At 35.9% G+C, this 23,696-nt stretch carries 17 protein-coding genes and 2 pseudogenes; 4 read left to right on the top strand and 15 right to left on the bottom strand.

What is annotated here, in order from left to right; translation table 11 throughout:
• Positions 1-4: 4 nt before the first annotated feature.
• The 4 genes from ACWPVE_RS20110 to ACWPVE_RS20095 form a co-directional block, all read right to left on the bottom strand.
• Positions 5-1,750, bottom strand: a complete 1,746-nt coding sequence (locus ACWPVE_RS20110) for a carbon starvation CstA family protein (RefSeq protein ID WP_453996491.1) — start codon at positions 1,748-1,750, stop codon at positions 5-7.
• A 182-nt stretch (positions 1,751-1,932) separates the two neighbouring features.
• Positions 1,933-2,727, bottom strand: coding sequence for an ABC transporter ATP-binding protein (locus tag ACWPVE_RS20105; protein ID WP_453996489.1), 795 nt, complete (start codon positions 2,725-2,727; stop codon positions 1,933-1,935).
• Complete coding sequence (locus ACWPVE_RS20100; protein ID WP_453996487.1) at positions 2,702-3,733, bottom strand: ABC transporter permease; 1,032 nt, start codon at positions 3,731-3,733, stop codon at positions 2,702-2,704. The genes ACWPVE_RS20105 and ACWPVE_RS20100 overlap by 26 nt, the downstream gene beginning before the upstream one ends.
• Before the next feature lie 156 nt (positions 3,734-3,889).
• Positions 3,890-4,909 (bottom strand): ABC transporter substrate-binding protein, encoded by a 1,020-nt coding sequence (locus ACWPVE_RS20095; RefSeq protein ID WP_453996486.1) that lies wholly within the window; start codon positions 4,907-4,909, stop codon positions 3,890-3,892.
• A 295-nt stretch (positions 4,910-5,204) separates the two neighbouring features.
• Here ACWPVE_RS20095 and ACWPVE_RS20090 point away from each other — a divergent pair, with 295 nt between their 5' ends.
• Positions 5,205-6,548: a sodium-dependent transporter gene (locus ACWPVE_RS20090; RefSeq protein WP_453996484.1), complete on the top strand. Its 1,344-nt coding sequence runs from the start codon at positions 5,205-5,207 to the stop codon at positions 6,546-6,548.
• 64 nt (positions 6,549-6,612) lie between these two features.
• Here ACWPVE_RS20090 and ACWPVE_RS20085 read toward each other — a convergent pair whose 3' ends face one another.
• Positions 6,613-7,956 (bottom strand): hemolysin family protein, encoded by a 1,344-nt coding sequence (locus ACWPVE_RS20085; RefSeq protein ID WP_453996482.1) that lies wholly within the window; start codon positions 7,954-7,956, stop codon positions 6,613-6,615.
• Between the two features lie 388 nt (positions 7,957-8,344).
• Between ACWPVE_RS20085 and ACWPVE_RS20080 the strand changes: the two are divergent.
• Positions 8,345-8,440: pseudogene (locus ACWPVE_RS20080) on the top strand (YceI family protein); the annotation flags it as partial.
• A gap of 369 nt (positions 8,441-8,809) precedes the next feature.
• Here the strand turns inward: ACWPVE_RS20080 and dacB are convergent.
• The 5 genes from dacB to ACWPVE_RS20055 form a co-directional block, all read right to left on the bottom strand.
• Positions 8,810-10,297 (bottom strand): D-alanyl-D-alanine carboxypeptidase/D-alanyl-D-alanine endopeptidase, encoded by a 1,488-nt coding sequence (gene dacB, locus ACWPVE_RS20075; RefSeq protein WP_453997658.1) that lies wholly within the window; start codon positions 10,295-10,297, stop codon positions 8,810-8,812.
• A gap of 119 nt (positions 10,298-10,416) precedes the next feature.
• Positions 10,417-11,247 carry an undecaprenyl-diphosphate phosphatase gene (locus tag ACWPVE_RS20070; protein ID WP_453996480.1) on the bottom strand — a complete coding sequence of 277 codons (831 nt, stop codon included), beginning with the start codon at positions 11,245-11,247 and terminating at the stop codon, positions 10,417-10,419.
• Positions 11,248-11,303: 56 nt separating this feature from the next.
• Positions 11,304-11,918: a DedA family protein gene (locus tag ACWPVE_RS20065; RefSeq protein ID WP_453996478.1), complete on the bottom strand. Its 615-nt coding sequence runs from the start codon at positions 11,916-11,918 to the stop codon at positions 11,304-11,306.
• Positions 11,919-12,148: 230 nt separating this feature from the next.
• A complete protein-coding gene (locus ACWPVE_RS20060) occupies positions 12,149-12,904 on the bottom strand; it encodes an exodeoxyribonuclease III (RefSeq protein ID WP_453996476.1) in 756 nt (251 codons plus the stop codon).
• Positions 12,905-12,927: 23 nt separating this feature from the next.
• Entirely contained in the window at positions 12,928-13,662 is a 735-nt protein-coding gene (locus ACWPVE_RS20055) for an SDR family oxidoreductase (protein ID WP_453996475.1), read from the bottom strand.
• A 131-nt stretch (positions 13,663-13,793) separates the two neighbouring features.
• Here ACWPVE_RS20055 and ACWPVE_RS20050 point away from each other — a divergent pair, with 131 nt between their 5' ends.
• Positions 13,794-14,762, top strand: a complete 969-nt coding sequence (locus ACWPVE_RS20050; RefSeq protein ID WP_453996474.1) for a hypothetical protein — start codon at positions 13,794-13,796, stop codon at positions 14,760-14,762.
• Between the two features lie 177 nt (positions 14,763-14,939).
• Complete coding sequence (gene mntR / locus ACWPVE_RS20045; protein ID WP_453997656.1) at positions 14,940-15,356, top strand: transcriptional regulator MntR; 417 nt, start codon at positions 14,940-14,942, stop codon at positions 15,354-15,356.
• A 147-nt stretch (positions 15,357-15,503) separates the two neighbouring features.
• Here mntR and ACWPVE_RS20040 read toward each other — a convergent pair.
• From ACWPVE_RS20040 to ACWPVE_RS20020, 5 genes and pseudogenes are all read right to left on the bottom strand, one after another.
• A pseudogene (locus tag ACWPVE_RS20040) lies at positions 15,504-16,953 on the bottom strand (IS1182 family transposase).
• A gap of 265 nt (positions 16,954-17,218) precedes the next feature.
• Positions 17,219-19,237: a DUF4179 domain-containing protein gene (locus ACWPVE_RS20035; protein WP_453996472.1), complete on the bottom strand. Its 2,019-nt coding sequence runs from the start codon at positions 19,235-19,237 to the stop codon at positions 17,219-17,221.
• A 346-nt stretch (positions 19,238-19,583) separates the two neighbouring features.
• On the bottom strand, positions 19,584-20,027 hold the full coding sequence (locus tag ACWPVE_RS20030; RefSeq protein WP_453996470.1) for a YndM family protein: 444 nt from the start codon (positions 20,025-20,027) through the stop codon (positions 19,584-19,586).
• 90 nt (positions 20,028-20,117) lie between these two features.
• Positions 20,118-21,914 carry an ABC transporter ATP-binding protein gene (locus tag ACWPVE_RS20025; RefSeq protein WP_453996469.1) on the bottom strand — a complete coding sequence of 599 codons (1,797 nt, stop codon included), beginning with the start codon at positions 21,912-21,914 and terminating at the stop codon, positions 20,118-20,120.
• Positions 21,889-23,637, bottom strand: a complete 1,749-nt coding sequence (locus ACWPVE_RS20020; protein ID WP_453996468.1) for an ABC transporter ATP-binding protein — start codon at positions 23,635-23,637, stop codon at positions 21,889-21,891. The genes ACWPVE_RS20025 and ACWPVE_RS20020 overlap by 26 nt, the downstream gene beginning before the upstream one ends.
• Positions 23,638-23,696: the final 59 nt, after the last annotated feature.

Raw genomic sequence — 23,696 nt, 5'->3', positions numbered from 1 at the left:
GTCTTTACATGTTTGAGTCAATGTTGTGTGGTGGCTCTTTTTTACTTAACTCTTTAAAGGCAGTTAAGACAATCCAAACTGCAAAAATCAAGATAATACTTCCAAGTATAAATAATAGTAGATTAGCATCTGTACCCCCTACACCTGCCCAGTCGAAAATCACTTGCTGTATCATTGCCCATACCGTCATGACGAGTAAGAACAGCATTGGAATTATGGTAACTAGATAATTTCGGCCTAGTCGTTTTAACCAAACAGAGATTAATAGTAAACTAATTGCAGCCAAAAGTTGGTTAGAGGTACCAAATAATGGCCATAATACATAACCGCCTGAACCAAATCCGTTAGGGCCTTTTGGTAAAAGAACTAATGCAGCACTTGTAGCAACTGCTACTGTTGTAGCAACATGAGTTTTTTGTAGAGAAGAAACTTTATACTCTGCTCCTAGTTCTGCGATAATGTATCTCATTAAGCGAACAGATGAATCAAGCGTTGTTGCAGCGAAACTAACGACGATAATTGCAATAATTGTTGCTGCAATATCAGCAGGAATTCCTATTCCTGTAGCTAATTGCGCTCCACCAGAAATAAAGTTTCCGAGTCCACCAGAGTTCGCTGCGGAAAAACTACTATATGCTGCCTTAAAATCTCCAGCATTAGCAAATAATGTTACACATGCAATAATTGAAATTAAGGCTAGAAATCCTTCCCCTACCGCTCCAAAGTAACCTACGAAGCGAGCATCTGTCTCTTTATCCAATTGTTTTGATGACGTTCCTGAGGATACTAAACCATGAAATCCAGAGATGGCACCACAGGCAATTGTTATAAACATCAAGGGTAACCATGATTTATCGGTAGCCTCTGCATTCATCATTGGTGCTGTTACATCAGGGTTAAGGAAGATAAGCCCTAGATACATGATCGCTAATCCTATTACAAGTTGATGGGAGTTGATATAGTCTCTTGGTTGAAGTAATTTCCAAACTGGGAGTGTAGAAGCAAAGTAACAATAAACCATTAAGATAATGATCCAAACAAAGAATGCCATTGATACACCGCTTAGACCGAATAATGAGGCTGCGTCTGGACCACCAAAATAGCTTACTAGATCGATTTGTAATGCAGGAACTTTACTGGTTAGAACGGCTGAACCATACATGATGATTAATGCTACTACTGAAGGTAGTAACATGCTCCCTTTTTTTCTATAGACAGCATAGCCAATCCAAATGGCAAGTGGTATTTCAATAAATACTGGAATCACACTAGCTGGGAATTTAATAAATAGATTTGAGATTACCCAGGCAAATACAGCATTTACCATCAATACAAGAATCAAGATGATAAATAAAAATAAGAGCTTCGCTTTTTTACCGATTAATTTATCGGCTAATGTTCCTACTGATTGCCCCTTATTTCTAACTGACAGAACAAGTGTTCCGAAGTCGTGAACCCCTGCTGCAAATACTGTACCTAGCACAACCCATAACAGCGCTGGCCCCCAGCCCCAATAAACGGCAATAGCAGGGCCTACAATGGGAGCAGCACCTGCGACTGAGGTAAAATGATGACCCCATAGTACATGTTTCTTCGTTGGTACGAAGTCTACACCATCGTTAAATTCGTGAGCAGGTGTAACAAAATTAGGATCAAGACGGTAAATTTTCTCTGCAACAAACTTTGAGTAATACCGATAGCCTAAAATAAACACGATAGTACCAAATACAGCTAACCAAATTGCACTCAAGTTATTCCCTCCTATTCAATTTTTTAGTTCAGAAATTAAAGATGAATACTAATTTTTATGTAAGCGTTGTCAATAATATTATTTAAAATGGTCACAAATTCAAAAGACAAAAATCTAAATGTACATATATAAAAAAATAACAAAACCGCAGTATTAAATATTCTGCGGCTTTGTTATTTTTTTTAGGAAAGTAATGCTCGGTCATTGGTCATTTTTGCGCCTCTGATTCGTTGGAATTCATTAAGTAATTGCTCAATTGTCAAATTGGCTTTTTCCTGCTCATCAACCTCTAAAATAATTTGTCCCTTATCCATCATGATGAGACGATTTCCTAAATCAAGGGCTTGTTGCATATTATGAGTGACCATCAATGTTGTTAAGTTATACTTTTCAACAATTTCTTTTGTTAAATTTGTAATTAGTTCTGCACGAGCTGGGTCAAGTGCTGCAGTATGTTCATCCAGTAATAATATTGAAGGCTCAGTGAAAGTTGCCATTAATAATGATAGAGCCTGACGTTCCCCTCCAGAAAGCAAACCTACTTTTGCTGACAAACGATTCTCTAATCCAAGGTTAAGTGTTTGGAGTACTTCTCTAAAATAGTCCCTACGTTTCTTTGTAACTCCTCTTCGTAGCGTCCTTGTTCGATTTCGTGAGTAAGCCATTGCAAGATTTTCTTCAATGGTCATATTCGGTGCAGTTCCCGCCATTGGATCTTGGAAAACACGTCCTATAAGCTTGGCACGTTTATGTTCAGGTAAAAATGTCACATCCTTACCCGCAATTTCTACTGATCCAGCATCAGGTATAAGTACACCTGAGATAACATTCATTAAAGTGGATTTACCAGCACCATTACTACCGATGACTGTTACAAAATCGCCTTCTTTTAGTTGTAGATTTGTCCAATCAAGCGCGATTTTCTCGTCAGGAGTACCTTCATTAAAGATTTTATGAATTTGATTTAAGTGTAGCATTGGCCTCACCCTTTCTTTCTGAAGGTACGCTGTTCATTTTAACTAGCTGTTGTTGTCGTTTTGCCCTTCTAGCTTTCTCTCTTGTTCCTTCAAGGATTTTTGGAAGAATGAGTGCAATGATAACGATAATAGCTGTAATTAACTTCATATCTCCTGGTTGTAGGAACTCAACACGTAAAGCTAGCGATACGACAATTCGATAAATAATGGCTCCACCAATTACGGCAAGTGTTGCTCTTGCGATTGTTTTTACACCGAATAGTGCCTCACCGATAATAACAGATGCTAAACCAATGACAATCATCCCAATTCCCATTCCTACGTCGGCGAATCCACCCTGTTGAGCAATGAGTGATCCTGAAAATGCAACAAGTGCATTAGAAAGGCCTAAACCAAGGATAGTCATTAAATTGGTATTAGCAGAAAAGCTTGAGATCATTTTTTTATTGTCGCCAGTTGCTCTAACTGCAAGACCAATTTCTGTTCGAAGAAACATATCAATCAAAAATTTAATCAGGAATGTAACGATTAACATAAAAAGTAAAATGCCCCACGTTTTAGGTTGACTGCCACCTAAACCAATTGCGGCTAACACAGAATTGAAAAATGTATCTAATCCTAATGAAGCAAACACGTCTGTTACACTTGTAAATGCAGTGTCAATATTTAATAGTGAAACATTTGATTTGCCCATAATTCGTAGATTGATTGAATACAGGGCGATCATCATCAAAATACCAGAAAGTAGTGCGTTAATCTTACCGACCGTGTGTAGTAATCCTGTGATACTACCTGCAATAAATCCTGCTACAAGTGCTAGCAATGTAGCGATAAAGGGATTTACTCCATTGGTAATCAAAATGGCGGAAACAGCAGCTCCTGTAACGAAGCTGCCGTCAACCGTCAAGTCTGGAAAATCTAAAATACGGAAGGAAAGGTATACACCAATTGCCATGATAGCATAGATGATTCCTGATTCAAATGCTCCAAATAATGCTGTAAACATGTTGAATCATCCTTTCTTTTAGTGCGTATTAAAAAGGTACGTGTGGAACGCAAGTGTTAGCTAGCGAACTTTCACAGGAGGTGGTGTCTTCGATGTTCGATATGTCGAAGTTCCTCATTCGATGTGTCAAAACACCGAACCTTTTGAACAATATTTTTATTCACCTTCGTAGATTTCAGCAATCTCTTCCCATTCAGCTTTAATTTCAATTCCTTGTTCTTCTGCTGCTTTTTTATTAATGAAAAGTTGTAGACTGTTAGGAAGTTCTACTGGAATCTCAGATGCTTTCTTTTCACCTTTTAGAATTTGTGCTGCCATTAGTCCAGATTGATATCCGATATCATAGTATTCAAACCCACTTGCAGCAAATCCACCTGCTTTCATCGAGTCAAGCTCACCAACAAACAATGGAATGTCTTTTTCGTTTGCAACTGCAATGATTGAGTCTAATGCTTGAACAGCTGTATTATCAGTTGGAATATAAATCGCATCAACACGGCCTACTAGACTTTCAGCTGCTTGTTTAACCTCAGCAGTTGTTGAAACTGATACTTCAACTAATTCAGCACCATCTTGTTCTGCAAATTCTTTTACCTGTTCAACCTGAACAACAGAGTTTTGTTCACCAGAGTTGTAAATGACACCAATCTTCTTTGCTTCCAATTGTTGTGTAATAAAGTTGATTGTTGTTTTTGTAGCATCTGGATGGTTATCAGTTGTACCAGTGATATTTTCACCAGGCTTATCGAATGCTTCAACTAAGCCAGCTCCTACAGGATCTGTTACGGATGTGAAAATAATTGGAATTTCATTTGTTGCATTAAGTGCAGCCATTGCACTTGGCGTTGCATTAGCAAAAATTAAGTCTACTTGGTTACCAACCAGGTTTTGTGCAATTGTTGCTGTGTTACTTTGCTCACCTTGTGCGTTTTGGAAGTCAATTTTCAGATTATCGCCTTCCTTAAATCCTTCATCCTCTAATGCTTTTTTAAATCCTTCCGTTGCTGCATCCAAAGAAGTATGTGGTGCGTATTGTGTAATACCAACTACCACTTGCTCTTTTTCATTGTTGTTACTGCTCTCTGATTTCTCAGAAGTTTCATCCGAAGATCCACAGCCCGCTAAAGCGAGAAAGCCTGCTAACAACACTCCTACTAATTTTTTTGATCCTTTCATTGAAATCCCCCTCAATCTTCTGTATTCTATTCTAGTGCCTATTTATTATACTAGAATAATATTTTTTCACACATTTACTTTAATGTGACACAGCATAGAAGCGTTAATGTGTGTTATTAGTTATTCGTAATATACCATTCTAGTGAATCAGAGTCAATCGTTTTCTGAACATTTATGATTTTCGAAAGGTTGTTATATGTAGAAAGCAAAATACGAGGATTAGCAAATATTAATTCATATTTTATTTGTTGAAATCAGACAATATAAAGATAAGTAAACAATGAGGTGTATCTAATTGAAGGAATCACAACAATGGTCATCAAAATTAAGTTTCATTTTAGCGGCAGCTGGATCTGCAATTGGACTTGGAGCAATATGGAAATTTCCTTATGTTGCAGGTACTAGTGGGGGCGGAATCTTTTTTATCATATTTTTAATTTTTACCTTATTAATTGGTTTACCCCTATTATTAGCTGAATTTGTTATAGGAAGATCCACTCAAAAAAACGCCATACAATCTTTTAAAGAATTAGCACCGAACTCTAATTGGCATATTCTTGGTCGTTTAGGTTTTTTTACAAATGTAATCTTGCTCTCATTTTATAGTGTGGTAGGCGGCTGGATTATCGTTTATTTAGTTAGCGGAGGTATTGGAAAATTAAATGGCTTAACAGAAATAGAATATGGGATGTACTTTAGTGAAGTAATTTCAAACCCTATCCTCGTACTAATTGCACAACTTACGTTTATTTTAATTACGATTTTTGTTGTAACAAAAGGGGTTCAAGCAGGAATCGAGAAAGCAAATAAATGGATGATGCCTTTGCTCTTTATCCTTTTTGTGGTGATTATTATTCGTTCTACTACCCTTGATAACTCTATTGAGGGAATCTTGTTTATTTTAAAACCATCTCTGTCATCCCTAACTTCAGATACGATTCTATTTGCATTAGGTCAGTCATTTTTTGCATTAAGCGTTGGGGCATGCGGTATGTTAACGTATAGCTCTTATCTTTCGAAAAAGGAGAACTTGGTACAGTCTGCCTTTTCGATTGTATTATTAAATATCTTTGTTACATTATTGGCGGGGTTAGCTATTTTTCCAGCAGTTTTTGCGTTTGGCCTGAAGCCTGACGCTGGACCTGTTCTCTTATTTAACGTGTTACCAACAGTATTTAGTAATATGCCGTTCGGAATGGTCTTTTTAGTTGCTTTTTTACTTCTGTTTTTATTTGCAACTCTTACTTCTGCATTTTCTATGCTCGAGCTAATTGTTTCGATCTTAACGAATGGAGATGTTCGAAAACGAAAATTTTATGGATGGGTTTCAGGTATTATTATTTTTATTATAGGAGTGCCATCAGCGCTTTCATTTGGAGTTTTGAGTGAAGTGAGCCTGTTTGGAAAATCTATTTTTGATTTTTCGGACTTCCTTGTAAGTAATATTCTATTACCCATGGGTGCGTTATTTATCTCTATATTTGTGTCTTTTAAATTTCCAAAAACAGAACTTTTTAAGGAAATGCAATCGGGTAGTAACTTACCAATTATCCTATTGAAGATTTGGTTCTTTTTAATTCGTTATATTGTGCCAGTCGTTATTATTATAGTTTTCTTGGATAGTTTAGATATTATTTAAAAAAGGTGTCCTGTTTTTTACGCAGGGCACCTTTTGGTATAGTATGCTTTTACTTCTTTTATACTTAATTTGTTTCTTTAACGACTTCTTTATCAACCAGAGCTTCATTTAGAATCACTTTAATTCGTAGGATTCGTTTTTCGTCCATCTCCAACACTTTAAAGGTATGATTTTTATAGTCGATTTCTGGAAGTTCGTCACCTGGTGGGATATAACCAAGCTGACCAATCACAAAACCGCTTAATGTGTCATAATCATCTATCGGAAGGTCAATTTTTAATATATCTTCAACTTCATATAAATTAATCCTTCCATCCATTGAATATGTATGTTCATCGAGCTGAATAATTTCTTCATCTTCAATCGTATAATCATCGTATTCATCGAATATATTCCCTACAATTTCTTCGATTAAATCTTCGATTGTAACAATTCCATCTGTCCCACCATACTCGTCAATAACAATCGCCATATGTATATTGTTTTTCTGTAATTCTTTAAACAATTCATTTGTGTGCTTTGATTCTAAAACAAAATAAGGGTCTCGCAGCAAATCTTTTAAATTAAACGAAATTTCATCACAATCATCAACAAATTTAAATAATTCTTTTGAATGCAAAATTCCAACTATGCGATCGATGGTTTCATCATATACAGGAAATCTTGTATATTTTTCAACATTCACAAGATGAATAATTTCTTTCAATGTAGAATCTAATGGAATGGCGATGATATCTGTACGGTGTGTCATGATATCTGAAACAGTTTTATTATCAAATTCAAAAATATTATTAATCATGAATTTTTCAGATTCCTGAATAGTACCTCGTTCTTTCCCTACATCCACCATCATTCGAATTTCTTCCTCTGTTATATTTTCATCATCAGCGTTTGGATCCACCCCAAATAAACGAACTAAACCATTAGTTGACAATGTTAGCAACTTGACGAAAGGAGCTGTGAGTTTTGACAGAATCGTTAACGGTCTTACAGCAATTAACGAAATCTGTTCTGCTTTTTGTAATGCAAGTCTTTTCGGTACGAGCTCCCCTATCACTAATGTAAAGTAGGATAAAATAAGGGTAATGACAATCACTGATAAAGAATCAATAAGAGCTGGTGCTAGTGGAACACCGATATCAACTAACCAATTCGTTAAATATGACGCAAAGCTACCAGCTGCAAAGGCACTCGCTAAAAATCCTGCTAACGTGATTCCAATTTGAATTGTTGCTAAAAACCGACTAGGATTTGAAAGTAATCTATGCAATAAAACAGCTTTTTTATCCCCGCTATCAGCCATCATTTTAACTTTATTATCATTTAAAGAGACCATTGCCATTTCAGAAGCTGCAAAAAATGAATTTAATAAAATCAAAATAACAAGTATTAAAATTTCAACAAGCATGTCAAATTCCTCCAATGACTCAAAAAACAACGCAAAATTTTCTCAAACACGTCTTGTGGTTTATTTGTATCAGGTTTATTAGACACGACAATGAGGGTCACAAAGACGTTGCTACAGGTACGTAAATAAGCTTTTCTAATTAAAAACTTAACTAGATTCCCCTCTATTCGCCATAGGGCTTTCATTTTTATCAACTGGCAGACTAATTAAAGTTAATTTTCCCCTTATATCGCATGTCTTATGCTAATTTTGCTAATTGCTTTCATTTCAGACATTTGTTTTGCTTGAAATTTTACATTTATTTACAGAAAGATTTGAAGATTTTATAATTTAAATGGAAGTTATTTATCATGAATCAAAGATAATAATACTGAAATAATATTTTAGGGGCCTAGTTTGGAATGCAGCACTTGAAACAGGCGGTGTTTTAGTTGGCGATGAGGTAAAAATCTCAATCGAAATCGAAGCTGGAAAAGCTGAATAATGATCAAATGTGCCAAGCGCCTTTAAAGTGAAAGATCGACTATCTACTTTAACGTCTTGTGGCAAACGTCGATGTCAACACATCTTCAAAAATACTTTGCATTCTTGTTCGTGCGATACTAATCCTCTCGAAGCCTTCCTTGTCCTGTGTAAGTTCGACAAGCACAAGACGAGCTGGATTAAGGCGTGTTCTTTGACCTTCGTGCCAGATTGGCTTGTGATCTCGAGCTATTCAAAACTAGCTTTTCCTAGATAGTTACTTTAAGCGTAATCAATGATGAAAACAGACTAGGCGCTGGAGCTGGATGTAAATAAATCAATGTAGAAAATGATCTCTAAGAAATCTAAAAAGCAGGCATTTGCCTGCTCTTTAGTATTCATAAAGTATTGTGACGATTTTATTTTCAATCGGTTTTCCGTGTGCATCATTCATTAAGTTATTCAATAAAATAGAGAAAATAAGCTCCTCTCCATTTTTTGTTTCTATGTATCCTGATAAAGAACTCACTGTTCTTATCGTTCCAGTTTTTGCTTTTACCTTCCCTGCTATATCAGAATGATTCATACGATAGCGTAAAGAACCTCCAACGAGTCGTTCGCTATTTCCTGCAACAGGTAAAGAATTCAAGAAAGTGGGAAACCAGGTTTGACTTTGAACGGAATAGAGAAGTTTGGAGATATCGTTAGCAGAGACTAAGTTAACATGTGAAATTCCAGATCCATCTCTTATGACCATATTACTTGGATCGACACCGATTTTTTGAAGCTCCTCTTTTACAACTTGGATCCCCTTCTCCCAACTGCCTTCTCCTTTTTTGACACGCCCCATTTCCTTTACTAATGTTTCACCGTGTCCATTATTACTTAACTTCATAAATGGTACAAGAAGCTCGCGTAGTGGAATCGATGAATCGGATGCTAGTAGTTTTGCAGACTCAGGTGTTTTTGCTATCCCTTCTGTTCCAATTACGTGGATCCCTTGTTCGGAAAGAGCTTGCTTGAATAAATCGAGTGCATAACCTGTCGGCTCCCATACAGTCATCCATTCTTGCATTGGTACAGCGCTTACTGGAATAGTTCCTTCAATTGTAATGACATTCTCACCATGTTCCCGAATGATCTCAATTTTTTTGGGCTCTTCTTTCGTAACTGTTTTTGTGTTGTTGATAATTTTCAGGTAATGAGTTGAAGGAGTAAGTGAGATCTCAGCTTTTTCCCCTACTTTCTTATTAGGTGATACGTTCACGATTACAGTACCTGAATCATAATCCTTGTTCGGTGAAGCTGTTAAAGCTGAAACCGCAGAACCGTAGTAATACGTTTCATCACTCCAGGTTAAGTCAATTGAATATCGTTCATCATCATACCAGCTATCATCCGCAATGATATTTCCAAAAACGGTATCGATGCCAGATTCCTTAACTTTTTTTGCAAGCAGATCTAAATCTTCGTGACGGAGAGTGGGGTCGCCCTTTCCTTTTAAATATAGATTTCCAGTTAGTTTCTTTTCTTTTATCTCTCCATCAGTAAGTACCTCTGTTGAGAATTGGTAATCTTCACCAAAAGTTGATAAAGCGGTTGCAGCTGTTATAAGCTTCAAATTCGATGCAGGCCGTAGTCTAATATCCCCTGCATGCTGATATAAAATTTCTCCTGTTTTTGCAGAACGAATACTAATACCTGCAATTGCCCCTTTTAAATTGGGTTCATTTAAAATTAGTTGATTCAACTGACTAAACACTTGATTTTGGTTTGCATTTGCAGTCACTTTACCTTGTGTTGAAATATCAATGGATGGAACAATTGCTATAATAAGAAATAGTACTGCACATAGCAATAATTTTCTATATCTAATAATTAGCCTTCCCCTCCTCTAGCACTTTTGTACAATTTTGTAACTATTACCATATTTTATACAATATTCTTCCTATTATGAAGTGAAAAAATAAAGCATCCATTATTGGATGCTTTTGTATTTTATAAAAACACGAAGTATATAACCGCTGCAAGTATGATGCGATAAATTGCAAATGGTAAAAGTTTAATTTTATCGATTAAACGTAGAAAGAATCGAATCGAGATAAGAGCAAATACGAATGCACTGATGAATCCTACAATAAATACAGGAAGTGCGTCCATTGAAAAATACTCTAAATTTTTCAGGAGTGATATTCCGCTTGCTCCTGCCATAATTGGTACAGCCATAATAAATGTAAAGTCCGCTGCTGCTCTATGACTTAATCCGACGAGTACACCACCCGAGATTGTAGCACCAGATCTTGAAAAACCAGGCCATAATGATAAACATTGGATAAGTCCTACCGTTAAAGCTTGCTTATACGTAATTTGGTCAACAGTTTGTGTATTTGGATTTCTTGCACTATACCGGTCAGCAATGATCATTAAAACTGCACCAATAACAAGTCCAATTAAAACTGTTTCAGTTGTGAATAAGTATTCATCAATCGTATCCTCAAACAATACTCCAAGAACACCTGCAGGAATTAAACCTACTATGATATGAGTTAATCGTAGCTGTTTTGCACCAACTGGAACAATCTTATTTTTTCGATTTAATCCTAATAAATCAATAAATCGGTTTTTAAATACGACAATAACGGCTAAGATCGAGCCGAGCTGGATGACGACTTTAAACGTATTGGCAGGGTACTTTCCAAGAAACTCCTCCGTTTTTAGCCACATGTCATCAACAATAATCATGTGGCCAGTTGAGGAGACTGGAGCAAATTCTGTTAGTCCCTCAACCAAGCCTAAAATAATCGCTTTAAATAATTCGATAATATCCATAAGAAATATTGTACTCCTTTTTATAAATGTCTAGCTCCAGGTGCAGAGAGCCACTATTATCTCGTTTTTGATCTTCTTTTTGTAAAAAAGATAACAAGAAAACCAATACCCGCCAATGCGATTAACGCATATGTAATATTCGAGTAAATGTCCATGTAGTGAACGATTGTATCCCATGATTCGCCAAAAGCAGCACCAAGCAAAACAAGGATGATATTCCAAATTAATGTTCCGAGTGTTGTAAATAGAATAAACATCCAGAAGTTCATATTTGACATCCCTGCAGGTATTGAAATTAAACTTCTGATTAATGGAACCATACGACAGAAAAAGACGGTCCAGTAGCCATATTTATCAAACCAAGCATCTGCTTTATGGATATCCTCTTTTGTTACACGTAAAATTCGACCATAACGGTCTATAATTTTTTCTAAACGTTCGACGTCAAGTAAACGCCCTATTCCGTATAAGATAACTGCTCCTACAACTGATCCAAGTGTAGCGGCAATGATAACGCCTGTTACGGTTAATCCCGTTCTTGTTGTCATAAAGCCACCCGCGGTCAAGATAACCTCCGATGGAATTGGTGGGAAAAGGTTTTCTAGTGCAATCAATAGAAAGATCCCGATGTACCCAAATTGTTCCATAAACTCTGTAATCCAGTTTTCCATGTTAACCTCCAAATAAGCTGCTACTATCATACGCAAGTAAGAAATGAGTAAAGGTGGTTTAGACCCCTAAAAGATCGTCAAAAATAGAAAACGTTAGTAACCGACGATAGATTTTTTGGAGTCCATCACGAATAGGCTGTTCCCTACTTTACTAAAAGCACCTACCAACTGATAGCATTCCTATTGTAATCTATGTTTGTCCATCTTTAAAGTATTCCTTGAAATTTTTCTCATTCCTGTAATTCTAAAACAACAGGGCAATGATCACTCCCCATTACGTGTGAGTGGATTTGTGAATCTTTTAGTTGGTCTTTGAGCTTCTCTGAAACAATAAAATAATCAATTCTCCACCCAATGTTTCTCTCCCTTACATTTCGCATGTAGCTCCACCATGTATATTGATCCGTTGCATCTGGATAAAAATATCTAAACGAATCAATGAAACCAGTATTGAGCAATTCTTTCATTTTCCCTCGTTCTTCATCAGTGAATCCAGAATTTCCACGATTTGATTTTGCATTTTTTAAATCGATTTCGGAAACCGCAACATTTAAGTCGCCACATAAAATAATTGGCTTTTTCTCATTTAAATCAGTCAAGTACTGACGCATTCTGTCTTCCCACTGAAGACGAAAATGAAGTCTCGCGAGGTCTCTTTGTGAATTCGGTGTATAGACATTAATAAGATAAAAATCTTCATATTCTAATGTTAGAATCCGTCCCTCTGGCTCTTCGTTTTCATCTCCTACCCCATATGTAACAGAAATTGGTTTTTTCTTTGTGAAAACAGCTGTTCCAGAATAGCCTTTTTTAAGCGCATAGTTCCAGTATTGGTGGTAGCCATCAAGGTCAAGTTCAATTTGGCTTTCCTGTAGCTTTGTTTCCTGCACACAAAAAATATCGGCATCTATTTCATTAAAATAATTCAAAAATCCTTTTTTTACACATGCACGTAATCCATTTACATTCCAAGATACAAGTTTCATATTCTTTAAGGTTCCTCTCTTTGTTACTCCTCGTAAATCATCTTTCTAGTCATACCACCATCAATGACGAGATTAATTCCAGTAACAAAATTATTTTTTGGATCGGTTAAATATAGACATGCATTCGCAATATCTGCTGGTTTTCCGACCCTGTTTGAAAAATGTTGCTCATGGTCGATGTTCCGAAGTTCATGATAGTCTCCAGTTTCGATCCAACCTGGTGAGATTGCATTAACAGTTATCCGATAATCAGAAAATGAGGCAGCAAGAGCGTGAGTAATCGCAACAATGCCTCCCTTAGTGGCTGCATATCCTTCTGAATGAGGTTCAGACATCAATGCCCTTGTTGATGCAAGATTGACGATTGAACCTCCTTTATGTTTCATATATTTGGCTGCTTCTCTCGAACACAGAAATACACTTCGTAAATTTGTGTAGATCACATCATCCCATTCATCAACCGTTACATCAAAAGGTGATTTAAACAAACCTTTTCCTGCATTATTTATTAAAATATCAATTTTACCATAAATTTGGTAGGTTTTAGACATTAAATGAATGATATCTTGCTCATTTCTTACATCGGTCTTAATAAAAGTAGCAAATTCACCGTATTTATTAAGATTATGTGCTAGACTTGTCCCACCGTCGACATCTATATCCGCTAATACAACCTGATCACCATTACCAACATATCCTTCCGCAATTCCTTTTCCAATTCCATTTGCCGCTCCAGTAATGATTACAACTCGACTCATTTTCTTCACCAGCCTATTTAATAGTTTCAAAACATCCTTTCACCATTATAATCGACGATTATCATCTGGCAAAATAAAACAAAGATATAGAGAATACGAGCATGTTAAAATGACAAGGAGGAGTGAGATTAATGGGGAAAAAAGTATTGGTGTTTTTATTCTTTATTTGTAGTTTTCCAGTTCTATTAAGCTTAAACCCTATCATCTACGACTCTTCATATTATGCAAAATATGAATCTCCTGAAGGGATTCTTTTCTTAAGCTATTCAGAAAACTGGGATGAAAATCAATTAGAAAACTTGTACCTTGAATTAGTTAAAAATAATCACGGTGAGGAAATTAACCTTTTACAAGAAGTAAGAATAGTAGGTGGAGCATCCCCTACAAATGATCGTATTAATGGGGTCTATCACCCTTTCATTAGCAGCATTACTCTTTATAAAGGGGATTTGTATTCAGATACACGGGATTACCGTGATACTTTGGCACATGAATATGGGCATCATTTTGCCTATTACTATTTTCCTTCACATCATTTCCCGTTTTCCAAGTGGGCAAAACTTCGTGGCTTAGAAGATATGCCAGTTCGTTGGAATTCATTTTTCAATTATTCTATTTCAGCTCACGAATGGCACCCACAAGAAATTTTCGCGGAGGATTATGTTCTCTTATACGGTGCAATGAATGAAGTTGACCCTAATGACATTTATACAAACGAGGCATTTTATTTACGAACAGAACATGAGAATCAGAATCTCGAAAATGTTCTTGGAAATACCGAAATCCATCAGTTTTTAGAACAAAAATCAGGCGTTAAAATTGATGAAAATCGTAAACTCAAAACTCCTGAGCTTATAGGAATCAATGACGGAAGTCTAACTTTTTCAGTGGAGAAGAAAGAAGATATTGCATATCGGCTTAATCTAGCAGACGAAGAATACTATGAAATAACAAATGACAAAACTGGATTGATCACTTTCTCTAATATTGATATTCCGGAAAAAGCTATTGTTTCAATTGATGTTCTTGATTTAAATACGTCAATTGGTTATCGTACATTTGATATCCCTCTAGAATCAGAGGATTTAATAGAAAATTAACCGCATTTCATTATATAATAAGATTATCATGTTAAACTTTATTTTTGTAAGGATATTACAGATTAAAGTGTAAACCTTTGGCGTTTGCCTCAGATGTTCAAAAAGCGACTCCCTATGGAAGCGAAATTCTGGGTGCAACATAGCAAAGGTGGATTAGATTGAAAGGCGGTAATGACGATTCCAACACCGAGTATGGAAGATTATTTAGAAAAAATATACTTAACAATTCAGCAAAAAGGATACGCTCGAAGTGTAGATATTGCGTCTTCATTAAATGTCCTTCCATCTTCTGTTACAAAAATGATGCAGAAATTAGATGAAGAGGGATTCGGGATTTACGAAAAATATAGAGGCTTTGTACTTACCGAAAAAGGTACAACCACTGCAAAGAAACTAGTAGAAAAACATGAAATGCTTGAAGATTTCTTAAAAATGATAGGCGTTCAAGATAAAAATATCTATGAAGAAGTGGAAAAGCTCGAGCACTATATTAGTAAAGAAACTTCTCATTGTTTGACGACCTTGATTGAATTTTTTGAAGAAAATCCAGCTGTAAAAAAGGACTACTTAAAGTTTCGTAAAGAAAAAATATAAAATAAGCTCAGAACTGTTCGAGGCAGCTGAAAAACTTACGTTTTTTATAGGTGATTAAATTGATAAATCAAAAAAGACGACTAAAATTCATTTTTTGAATTAAAAGTCGTCTTTTTTATGCATATGATACCATTTCACCCTGGGTTATTACCCTAATAGTTTTAAAATCCGCTTTATATTTACCGTAAATATCGCCATGGCACCTTGTAATTCCATGCCAATTAGACCCGAGGATTTCGCTACATCATACCCGTGTCTGTGTTTTAATTCGCTATTTTTAGCTTCTATTTTATAACGCTCTTTAGATTTTTCTTTAAAATAGTCGCTTTCCTGAAATTCCATCTGTTCAGTATGTACATTTGATTTAATACTAACAGAATAAGTTTTACTTTTAGCACCTTCCTTATAACAACCTTCTTTAAATGGACAGTGTTTACACTTTTCGATATCAAAATAATAGGTATCCACTTGATTGGCAGCTACGCCTTTTTTACCTTGTTGAGCTTTGCGAATGGCCATATGTCCTGCCTTACAGACATACATTCCAGCATCTTTATTACATTCAAATACATCCTCTTTCTTACGAGTACCTTGAGTAACAGATGGGTTTAATTTAGCAACTAGTTTTATTTCATTCTTTTCAGTGTACTCAATATTTCCTTTTTCAGAGTAGGCTGCATCACTAATAACTGTTTCAACATCTATTCCAGCTTTTTTCCTTTTTTCTATGAGTGTCTCAAGTTGTTTTCCATCATTTTTCTCACCTGAAGTAACTGCCGCGGCTGTGACAATGCGTTCCTCGCTCATCGCAAGATGTGTTTTGAATCCAAAGAAGGCAGTATCGGCACTTTTGTGCCCTATTTTTGCATCTTGGTCCTCGGAAATCTGTAAGTGTTCAATATCATCCTCGACAGTTTCTTTCAATAAATTTAATTGTTCCTTAACTTTGGGGTACTGAACAAGAGTTTCTTCCTTCTCAATTACATCTATAAGTTTTTGACTGTACTCAATTTCATCTTCTAGGGCATCAAATGTAGTTTTATTAGGAAACTTATCTTTCATTGTTTCATCTATTTGCTATACAGCTTTTCGTAACTTTCTTGAGCGATCCATTAAGATTTCTTTAGGTGATTTTTGGTTATACCGTGCTTTTGTGTGGGTAGCATCTACTATAATACTTTTACTTTTGATGATTTCCTTTTCAATCGCAATTTCTACAGTTTTATTGATTAACAAATCTAATAGGTCAACATTTTTTAAACGCAGTTTTCGAAATTTAGTTAAAGAACTCGGATCAATCACTGGCTCTTCAGGAGCCATATCTAAAAAATACTTAAAGGACATGTCGTACTTAGAACGCTCGATAATATCAACATCAGACAAGTCATGGATAGTCTTTAGCAATAAATATTTGAACATGCGAATAGGGTCGACAGCATTTCGACCGTTATCATGACAGTAATTTTCCTTAAGCTCTTCATATACGAAAGAGAAGTCCACAAGTTCATTAATTTTCCGTAGCATATTCCTGCGGACCGACAATATCATAGATTTGCATAAACGGACTAAAAGTCATTGATTGTTGTTTTTGAATCATAGAACCCACCCACATAGAATTGATACAACCATTATACAATGAAAAAAGGTATTATTTTCTCAAATTCAGAGAAAATAATACCTTTTTAACTAATGTTTATTGGAGCGGAAGGCACGAGACTCCTGCGGGAAAAGCGTGGCCAGGGGAGACCCAGCAGGAGCACAGCGACGAGGAGGCTCCCAGACCGCACGCGGAAAGCGAGTGGCTGCAGCGGAAATCAACACCAATTTTAGAAAGGGACTTTTTCAGTGCCCTCTGAGCTTTTTTAATTGAGTTGAAATTTGATGACTTCATCCAAATATGTCGTTCGCTGATTTCCTTGAATTTGTAACTTGCTAGGAATAAACTCCTCAAGTAAGTTATCATTAAGTACCTCAATAATCATCTTCGTTTGGTATTGACGTGGAATATTCTGTTCTTGCATTAAAGAGTAATAAGTATGTTCATCTAGATCTAATTTTTTTCCATTGCGATCCATAAATGTTCCATCTATCTCCATCACTCCCATCGAGGTAGGCGTAAGTTCATGTTGATCAAGGAACTCCAAACTTAGTGATTCAAATTTTCGCCCTTCATTCAATTCCATTTTCATCTCAATTTTCGTAGGCTGACCTAGTATTACTTTTTCGATTGAAATTTTACTTCCCATGTAGTCAAATGTTTGTGGGAATGGTTTGTTTATATCAATATCTACTTTGTAGTTATCGCTCGTAAAATATGACAACGAATTTAAGAGAACATCCACTTCTTTTGGCTTCTCAAAATACATTGTGTTGAAAACTGCATGATAACCGTTATATCCCCCCTCTAGACTATGAATGGGAAAGCTATACCCAAATAACAGTGGTTTGGTTATCTTCTCCTCTGTTTTAATTCCTTTAAAATAAACCTCATTTAGGCTTATTTCATCTGAGGTTACTTCAGGTCTAAAGTGAAGGACTGTTACAGTTGGAGCGATGATAAACGAATCGAATTGAATAGGGATTCCGTCAACCGTAATAACTTTGTCAACTTCATGAACGATCGATGATTTTTTTTCAATCGGAATTTCAAAATCCCATTTACCATGAATATATCCTTCTGTTCCATAGTAGTACATCCAAAGTGCATTTTCGAAATCCTCATCCATTTTTTGTAGCTTTGATATATTGAGTTTTATTGTTTTGGTTTCATCTAAAATAGGTAATAAACTTATGGTACCCTTGAAAATATTACCTTCACTTTTTAAGGGTTGTATTGGTAGCTGATTGATAGGATATGTCGTCTGATTTAGAGTTGTGACTTCATCAGGTATAATCACACCATCCCACACATTAATCGCATATTGATCGTCGTTGTTAAGATTTTCAACCTCATAATAGATTAAAGTTTGAAATTCATCTGCAATTGCACTTTTTATTGTTACTCTTATCCCATTGTTCTCTTGAACAAGATTTAGAGGCTCACCCAAACCACGTTTTAAATAATTAAGTAGTTCTTCATCCTCCTTGCCCTGCCAACCTAACCATGAGTAGTATGCATAAGCAAATCCGTTTGTCACAAACCCAATTATCATAAATACAGCAATCATAGATGTGAATGCAATGCCGATTCGTTTCTGTTTTTTGCTTTTCTTTCTTTTTATTTCCTCTACTTTATTGATTCGATTAACCACAACGTTCAGAAAATCAGTAGGAATGTTAATCGATTGAGCTTCATCATAAAGAATATTTATTGTGTCTTGAAAAGCAGCTAGGCTACTTTGACATCTTTGACAGGTGTGTAGGTGAATTTCTAGTTCAATTTTATCAGTACGTGCAATTGTACGATTAAGATAAGATAGAAATTTATCCTGATAATGAGTGTCCTCTTCCCCACTTAATCGTTGAATCCCTTTATGTATGTGCTGTAAAACTGTTTTATTTGGGATTTCAAGAATGTCAGCTACCTTTTCAACTGATTGCCCAGCTACATATGTTAAAACAACAGCATCTTTGTATATCTCATCGAGTTGGTCGAATCTAGTTTGGCTGTATGCATGGTGTCGCTGTTGTTTGCATTCTTGAAAAAAAAGCGAGAACATCCAACTTTCAATGTTGGGATTCCGTTTCTGTTTCTTCGCTTCACTATGTACAGTCATGATTATGTTGTAAAAAACGTCTTGTATGGTGCTATTATTTTTTATATAGACATAGGCCAATTTATATAGGCTGTTTTTTCTTTGTTCAAACCAATGTAATATCGCTCCTAAGTCCTTTTCTCGTATTCTTTTTATCATTTCAGGATCTGTTTCTATTATGTTCACAATATATGCCTCTCTTTAAATAAGTACTTTCTCTTCTAAATAATTCAACATCCATGCCATGAATCCCTTGTGTAAATCAAAAAAGACTAAATCTGTTTTGATTTAGTCTCAGACTGTTACAGACGCTCGCATACTTCGTTTCTTGCCTCAATCGTCGGCTCATGAAGACAACTTTCCTATTCACGTCTTTGATCGGCTGGTCGCCTTGTCTGACAAGCGTTTTCAAGACAGTCTGGTAAAGTGAATCCTGCTAGTGTTTCCTATAAAAATGAGTGTAGACAAAGTCACGTTCGACTTTGTCTACACTCTGACACTAACTCTGTTTTAATTTAGACTTTAATGTAGGTTATTTCTTTTTCAAATCCTCTGTCTCTTCCTCATATTCTTCTGCAAACTCGGTTTGAAAGTTAGGCCTATAGATAGGTCTTGTTGTTTCTTCGTGTTCGTCAAGTACCTTGTTTTGCATATAAGCATGAAATAATGCTTCACCTAACGAGATGAATCCAGCAGCTGCTATTGAAGCAGTGATAAGTCCAGATGTATTATCCATAAACGTATAACTCAAGAGCCATATGGCAAAAAAACTAAGACCAAAATCTGCAAAAGTAGCAACCACATTCCCCATTCTTGGTAATGTAAATAAATCTCCTACAACGTATGCAAGACCCGTTACGAGTATACTCATTAGGAGAATCTCTCCAAAGGAAGCCCCTCTAAAGATTCCAAAAAGGGAAAGAAGTACAATTGAAATCATGATAAATTTAATCCCTAAAGCTTTTGCGTGTTTCATTCCTCGACATCACCCTTTATATTCTTATTAAGCCTTATCATTTGATGAGTGCCCTTAGAATATAAAAGGTAATTACTGGTCTTAGACAGGTTATATGACCTGATTTTCTAATTGACTATGATACAGATTGTGATAATAGCCTTTTTGTTGCAATAATGAAGCATGATTCCCTTTTTCCACTATCTTACCATCTTTTAATACGATAATTTGATCCGCTTTTTCAATCGTGTTCAATCGATGGGCAATAATGAAGCTTGTTTTCCCTTTCATCAAACGTTGCAGTGCTTCTTGAATTTTCATTTCTGTGACAGTATCGATGCTACTAGTCGCTTCGTCTAAGATTAATATAGATGGATTAGCAAGGATCGCTCTTGCAATTGAAAGGAGTTGTTTCTGTCCTTGGCTAATACCACTACCATCCTGTTTTAAAATAGTCTTATATTGGTTTGGGAGCTTCTTAATAAACGAATGAGCATTTGCCAATTTTGCAGCTTCGATTACTTCTTCGTCAGTCGCGTCTAATCTTCCATAGCGAATATTATCCAAAATCGACGCTTGGAATAAATACACATCCTGTAGGACAAATCCCATATGATGACGTAAGCTTTCTCTTGTCATCAAAGATGTACTGATTCCATCGATTGTAATCGAACCCGAATCTGGTTCATAGAACCTAGATAATAAATTTATTATCGTTGTCTTACCTGCACCAGTTGGTCCGACAAACGCAACCGATTGTCCAGCTTTTACCTCAAACGTCACATCATTAATCGTATTCCCATCTTTTTCATATGCAAAAGAAACCTTGTTAAATCGAACGTCTCCTTGAATACGAATCATGTTTTTTGCTTTTTTCTCATCCTTAGTTTCAACTTCTTCATCTAAAATATCAAAAACTCGCTCTGCTCCAGCTATTGCAGAAAGTAGTGTATTGAATTGATTTGCAAGATCATTAAGTGGCCGTGTAAATTGTCTCGAGTATTCAGCAAAAATAACAATTGTTCCAATCGTGATATGACCATTTAATGCTAAAACACCACCAATACCAGCAATAATCGCAAAGCTCAAATTATTTAACACGTTCATCAGTTTAGGTATAAATCCAGAATAGGCCTGAGCATAATAACCTGCTTTCTTGAGTTTTTCACTTTTTTCTAAGAAAGCATTTATGACGGTTTCTTCCTGTGAAAAAGTCTTCACAATTCTTTGACCTGAAATGGTTTCTTCGATATATCCATTCAAATCTCCTAAATGCCTCTGCTGTTCCTTAAATAGCTTTCCAGTACGCTTTGTGATCCACCTAATTCCGAAAAACATAATCGGAATAATAATCATTGTAATTAGTGTTAACAATGGGCTTAACCAGAGCATAATCGCTACTGTTCCAACAAGAGTTAGGATACTTGAAAATATCTGAATAACTGATGTATTAAGAGTTGAACTAACATTTTCAATATCGTTTGTAATACGACTCATCAACTCGCCATATTGTCGTTTATCAAAAAAGTGAATGGGTAACCGATGCAATTGTTCAAAAAGCTCTGTCCTCATTGAAAACACCGTATTTTGTGCAATGCCTACCATCCAATAGTTTTGATACCAAAGGGATAAGGAATGAAGAATATAGACTTCCCCTAATCCAAGTAATAGAAGGATGATGCCTTGATGATCTTGTGACACGATGTATTCATCAATCCCCTTACCAAGTAAAAATGGACCCAGGAGTCCAAGTCCCGAACTCGCCAAAACCATCGCTAGTACAGCTATCAGTAGTTTATAATTGACAACTAAATAGGACCAAATTCTCTTTAGAGTACCAATTTTGTCTTTTGCTTGCTGCGGCTTTTTTCCGTGATTTTGCTTAGATCGATTCGTTCTCATTGACATGCTGTGGTCCCTCCTCTCCAAATTGTGTTTCATACACCTTTTGATAAAATGGTGAGGATTCTATCAATTCATCATGACTTCCCGAAGCAATAATTTTCCCATCTTCTAAAAGTAAAATGGTATCGGTTGCCATAGCTGTGTAGATCTTAGATGTAATAATCAAGGTTGTACATGAATAGTTTTTTAGTTCTTCCAATAGTTTTGCTTCTGTTTGTAAATCCAATGCACTCGTACTATCGTCTAATAATAAAATTTTCGGCTCCCGTACAAGTGCTCTAGCAATGGATATCCTCTGTTTTTGTCCACCTGAGAGGTTTACCCCTTTTTGACCTATAACGGTTTCATATTGCAATGGAAACTTTTCGATGGTTTCATGTATTTGGGCACGTTTGGCAGCAATCATAATTTCCTCCAATGACGCATCCTGCTTGCCCCAAAGAATATTGTCCTTAATCGTCCCCGTAAACAACAAAGCTTCCTGTGGAACATAACCAATTTGCTTGCGTAATTCTTTTAGCTTGCGATCTTTGACATCAACATCATCAATTAGAACATTTCCTTGAACAACGTCATATAATCGTGGAATGAGTTGAAACAATGATGTCTTTCCAGAACCTGTTGCTCCAAGAATAGCTACGGTTTCACCTGGTTGAACTGAAAACGTAATATCCTGTAATACCTTTGTATTTGTACCTGGATACGCGAAATCAACATGAGAAAAAGTAATTTTTCCTGCTGTTTTCGGAAAATTTTTCAACTCTGTGTTTGCTTCTACCAAATCAATTTCTGTATCGAATACTTCAATAACACGGTCAGTTGAAGCTTTTGCTCTAGAAAAATGCATAATAATCCATGAAAAAACACCAAGTGCCCCAGTTATACGTGTCGTATAGTTAATGATTGCAACAACTTCCCCAACTTGTACATTTCCAGAACTTACATCCAGACTACCGAACCACAGAATCGCAATAATACTTCCATTCATCAGTAATAATAGCACTGGCATAGTTAGTTCAATTAGGCGAAGCGATTTGATCGTCTGATCTTTTAAATCTTCATTTGCTTGAAAAAATCGTTGAGTTTCATGTCTCCAACTGACAAACGCTTTGATAAGACGCATTCCAGATAGATTTTCCCTCATCACACCATTGACTGAATCTAATTTCTGTTGAACAGATTGGAAAAGCCTTCTCGCTTTTGTCATGATAAAGACAAGAAAAAGAATAAGAAATGGAATCGTTACAATCAGCATCATCGCAAGCTTTGCATTTACGAGGAAGGCCATAATCATTCCAAAAATAATCAACATGGGTGCTCGTATTGCAATGCGTAAACTCATAAATACTGTATTTTGCAGTTGAGTGACGTCATTCGTCATTCTGGTAATCAATGTTGCTGTATCAAATTTTTGAAGATTTGAAAAGGAGAATGATTGGATTTTTGTAAACAAGTCTTTTCGTATGTCATACGCAAAGCTTTGACTTGTATGTGAAGCAAAGAAGGAATTTGCTATTCCAGAAATAAAAGCTAGGATTGAAATACCAACCATGATTCCTCCCCACTTCAAGACAACTGACAGATCTTTTTGTAAAATACCATCATCGATAATTTTTGCCATTAAAAGCGGTTGCAATAGTTCAACTGCGAGTTCTACAAATGTTAATAACAACGCGACTGTAATAACGAGTCGATATGGTCTTAAATACGCTAATATCCTAATCATATGAGGCCTCCAAAAGTATGTACAAAACAATTCTATCTATTTTACTGAATTATTTTAAT

This window comes from Bacillus nitroreducens (assembly GCF_964021195.1).
This window is presented reverse-complemented; position numbering and strand designations above follow the sequence as displayed.

What these genes read in the sequence shown, in the direction of transcription:
- ACWPVE_RS20105 (WP_453996489.1), bottom strand. Translation starts at nt 2,727, where the DNA reads ATGCTACACTTAAATCAAATTCATAAAATCTTTAATGAAGGTACTCCT.
- ACWPVE_RS20100 (WP_453996487.1), bottom strand. Translation starts at nt 3,733, where the DNA reads ATGTTTACAGCATTATTTGGAGCATTTGAATCAGGAATCATCTATGCT.
- ACWPVE_RS20095 (WP_453996486.1), bottom strand. Translation starts at nt 4,909, where the DNA reads ATGAAAGGATCAAAAAAATTAGTAGGAGTGTTGTTAGCAGGCTTTCTC.
- ACWPVE_RS20085 (WP_453996482.1), bottom strand. Translation starts at nt 7,956, where the DNA reads ATGCTTGTTGAAATTTTAATACTTGTTATTTTGATTTTATTAAATTCA.
- ACWPVE_RS20070 (WP_453996480.1), bottom strand. Translation starts at nt 11,247, where the DNA reads ATGGATATTATCGAATTATTTAAAGCGATTATTTTAGGCTTGGTTGAG.
- ACWPVE_RS20065 (WP_453996478.1), bottom strand. Translation starts at nt 11,918, where the DNA reads ATGGAAAACTGGATTACAGAGTTTATGGAACAATTTGGGTACATCGGG.
- ACWPVE_RS20060 (WP_453996476.1), bottom strand. Translation starts at nt 12,904, where the DNA reads ATGAAACTTGTATCTTGGAATGTAAATGGATTACGTGCATGTGTAAAA.
- ACWPVE_RS20055 (WP_453996475.1), bottom strand. Translation starts at nt 13,662, where the DNA reads ATGAGTCGAGTTGTAATCATTACTGGAGCGGCAAATGGAATTGGAAAA.
- ACWPVE_RS20050 (WP_453996474.1), top strand. Translation starts at nt 13,794, where the DNA reads ATGGGGAAAAAAGTATTGGTGTTTTTATTCTTTATTTGTAGTTTTCCA.
- ACWPVE_RS20030 (WP_453996470.1), bottom strand. Translation starts at nt 20,027, where the DNA reads ATGAAACACGCAAAAGCTTTAGGGATTAAATTTATCATGATTTCAATT.
- ACWPVE_RS20025 (WP_453996469.1), bottom strand. Translation starts at nt 21,914, where the DNA reads ATGTCAATGAGAACGAATCGATCTAAGCAAAATCACGGAAAAAAGCCG.
- ACWPVE_RS20020 (WP_453996468.1), bottom strand. Translation starts at nt 23,637, where the DNA reads ATGATTAGGATATTAGCGTATTTAAGACCATATCGACTCGTTATTACA.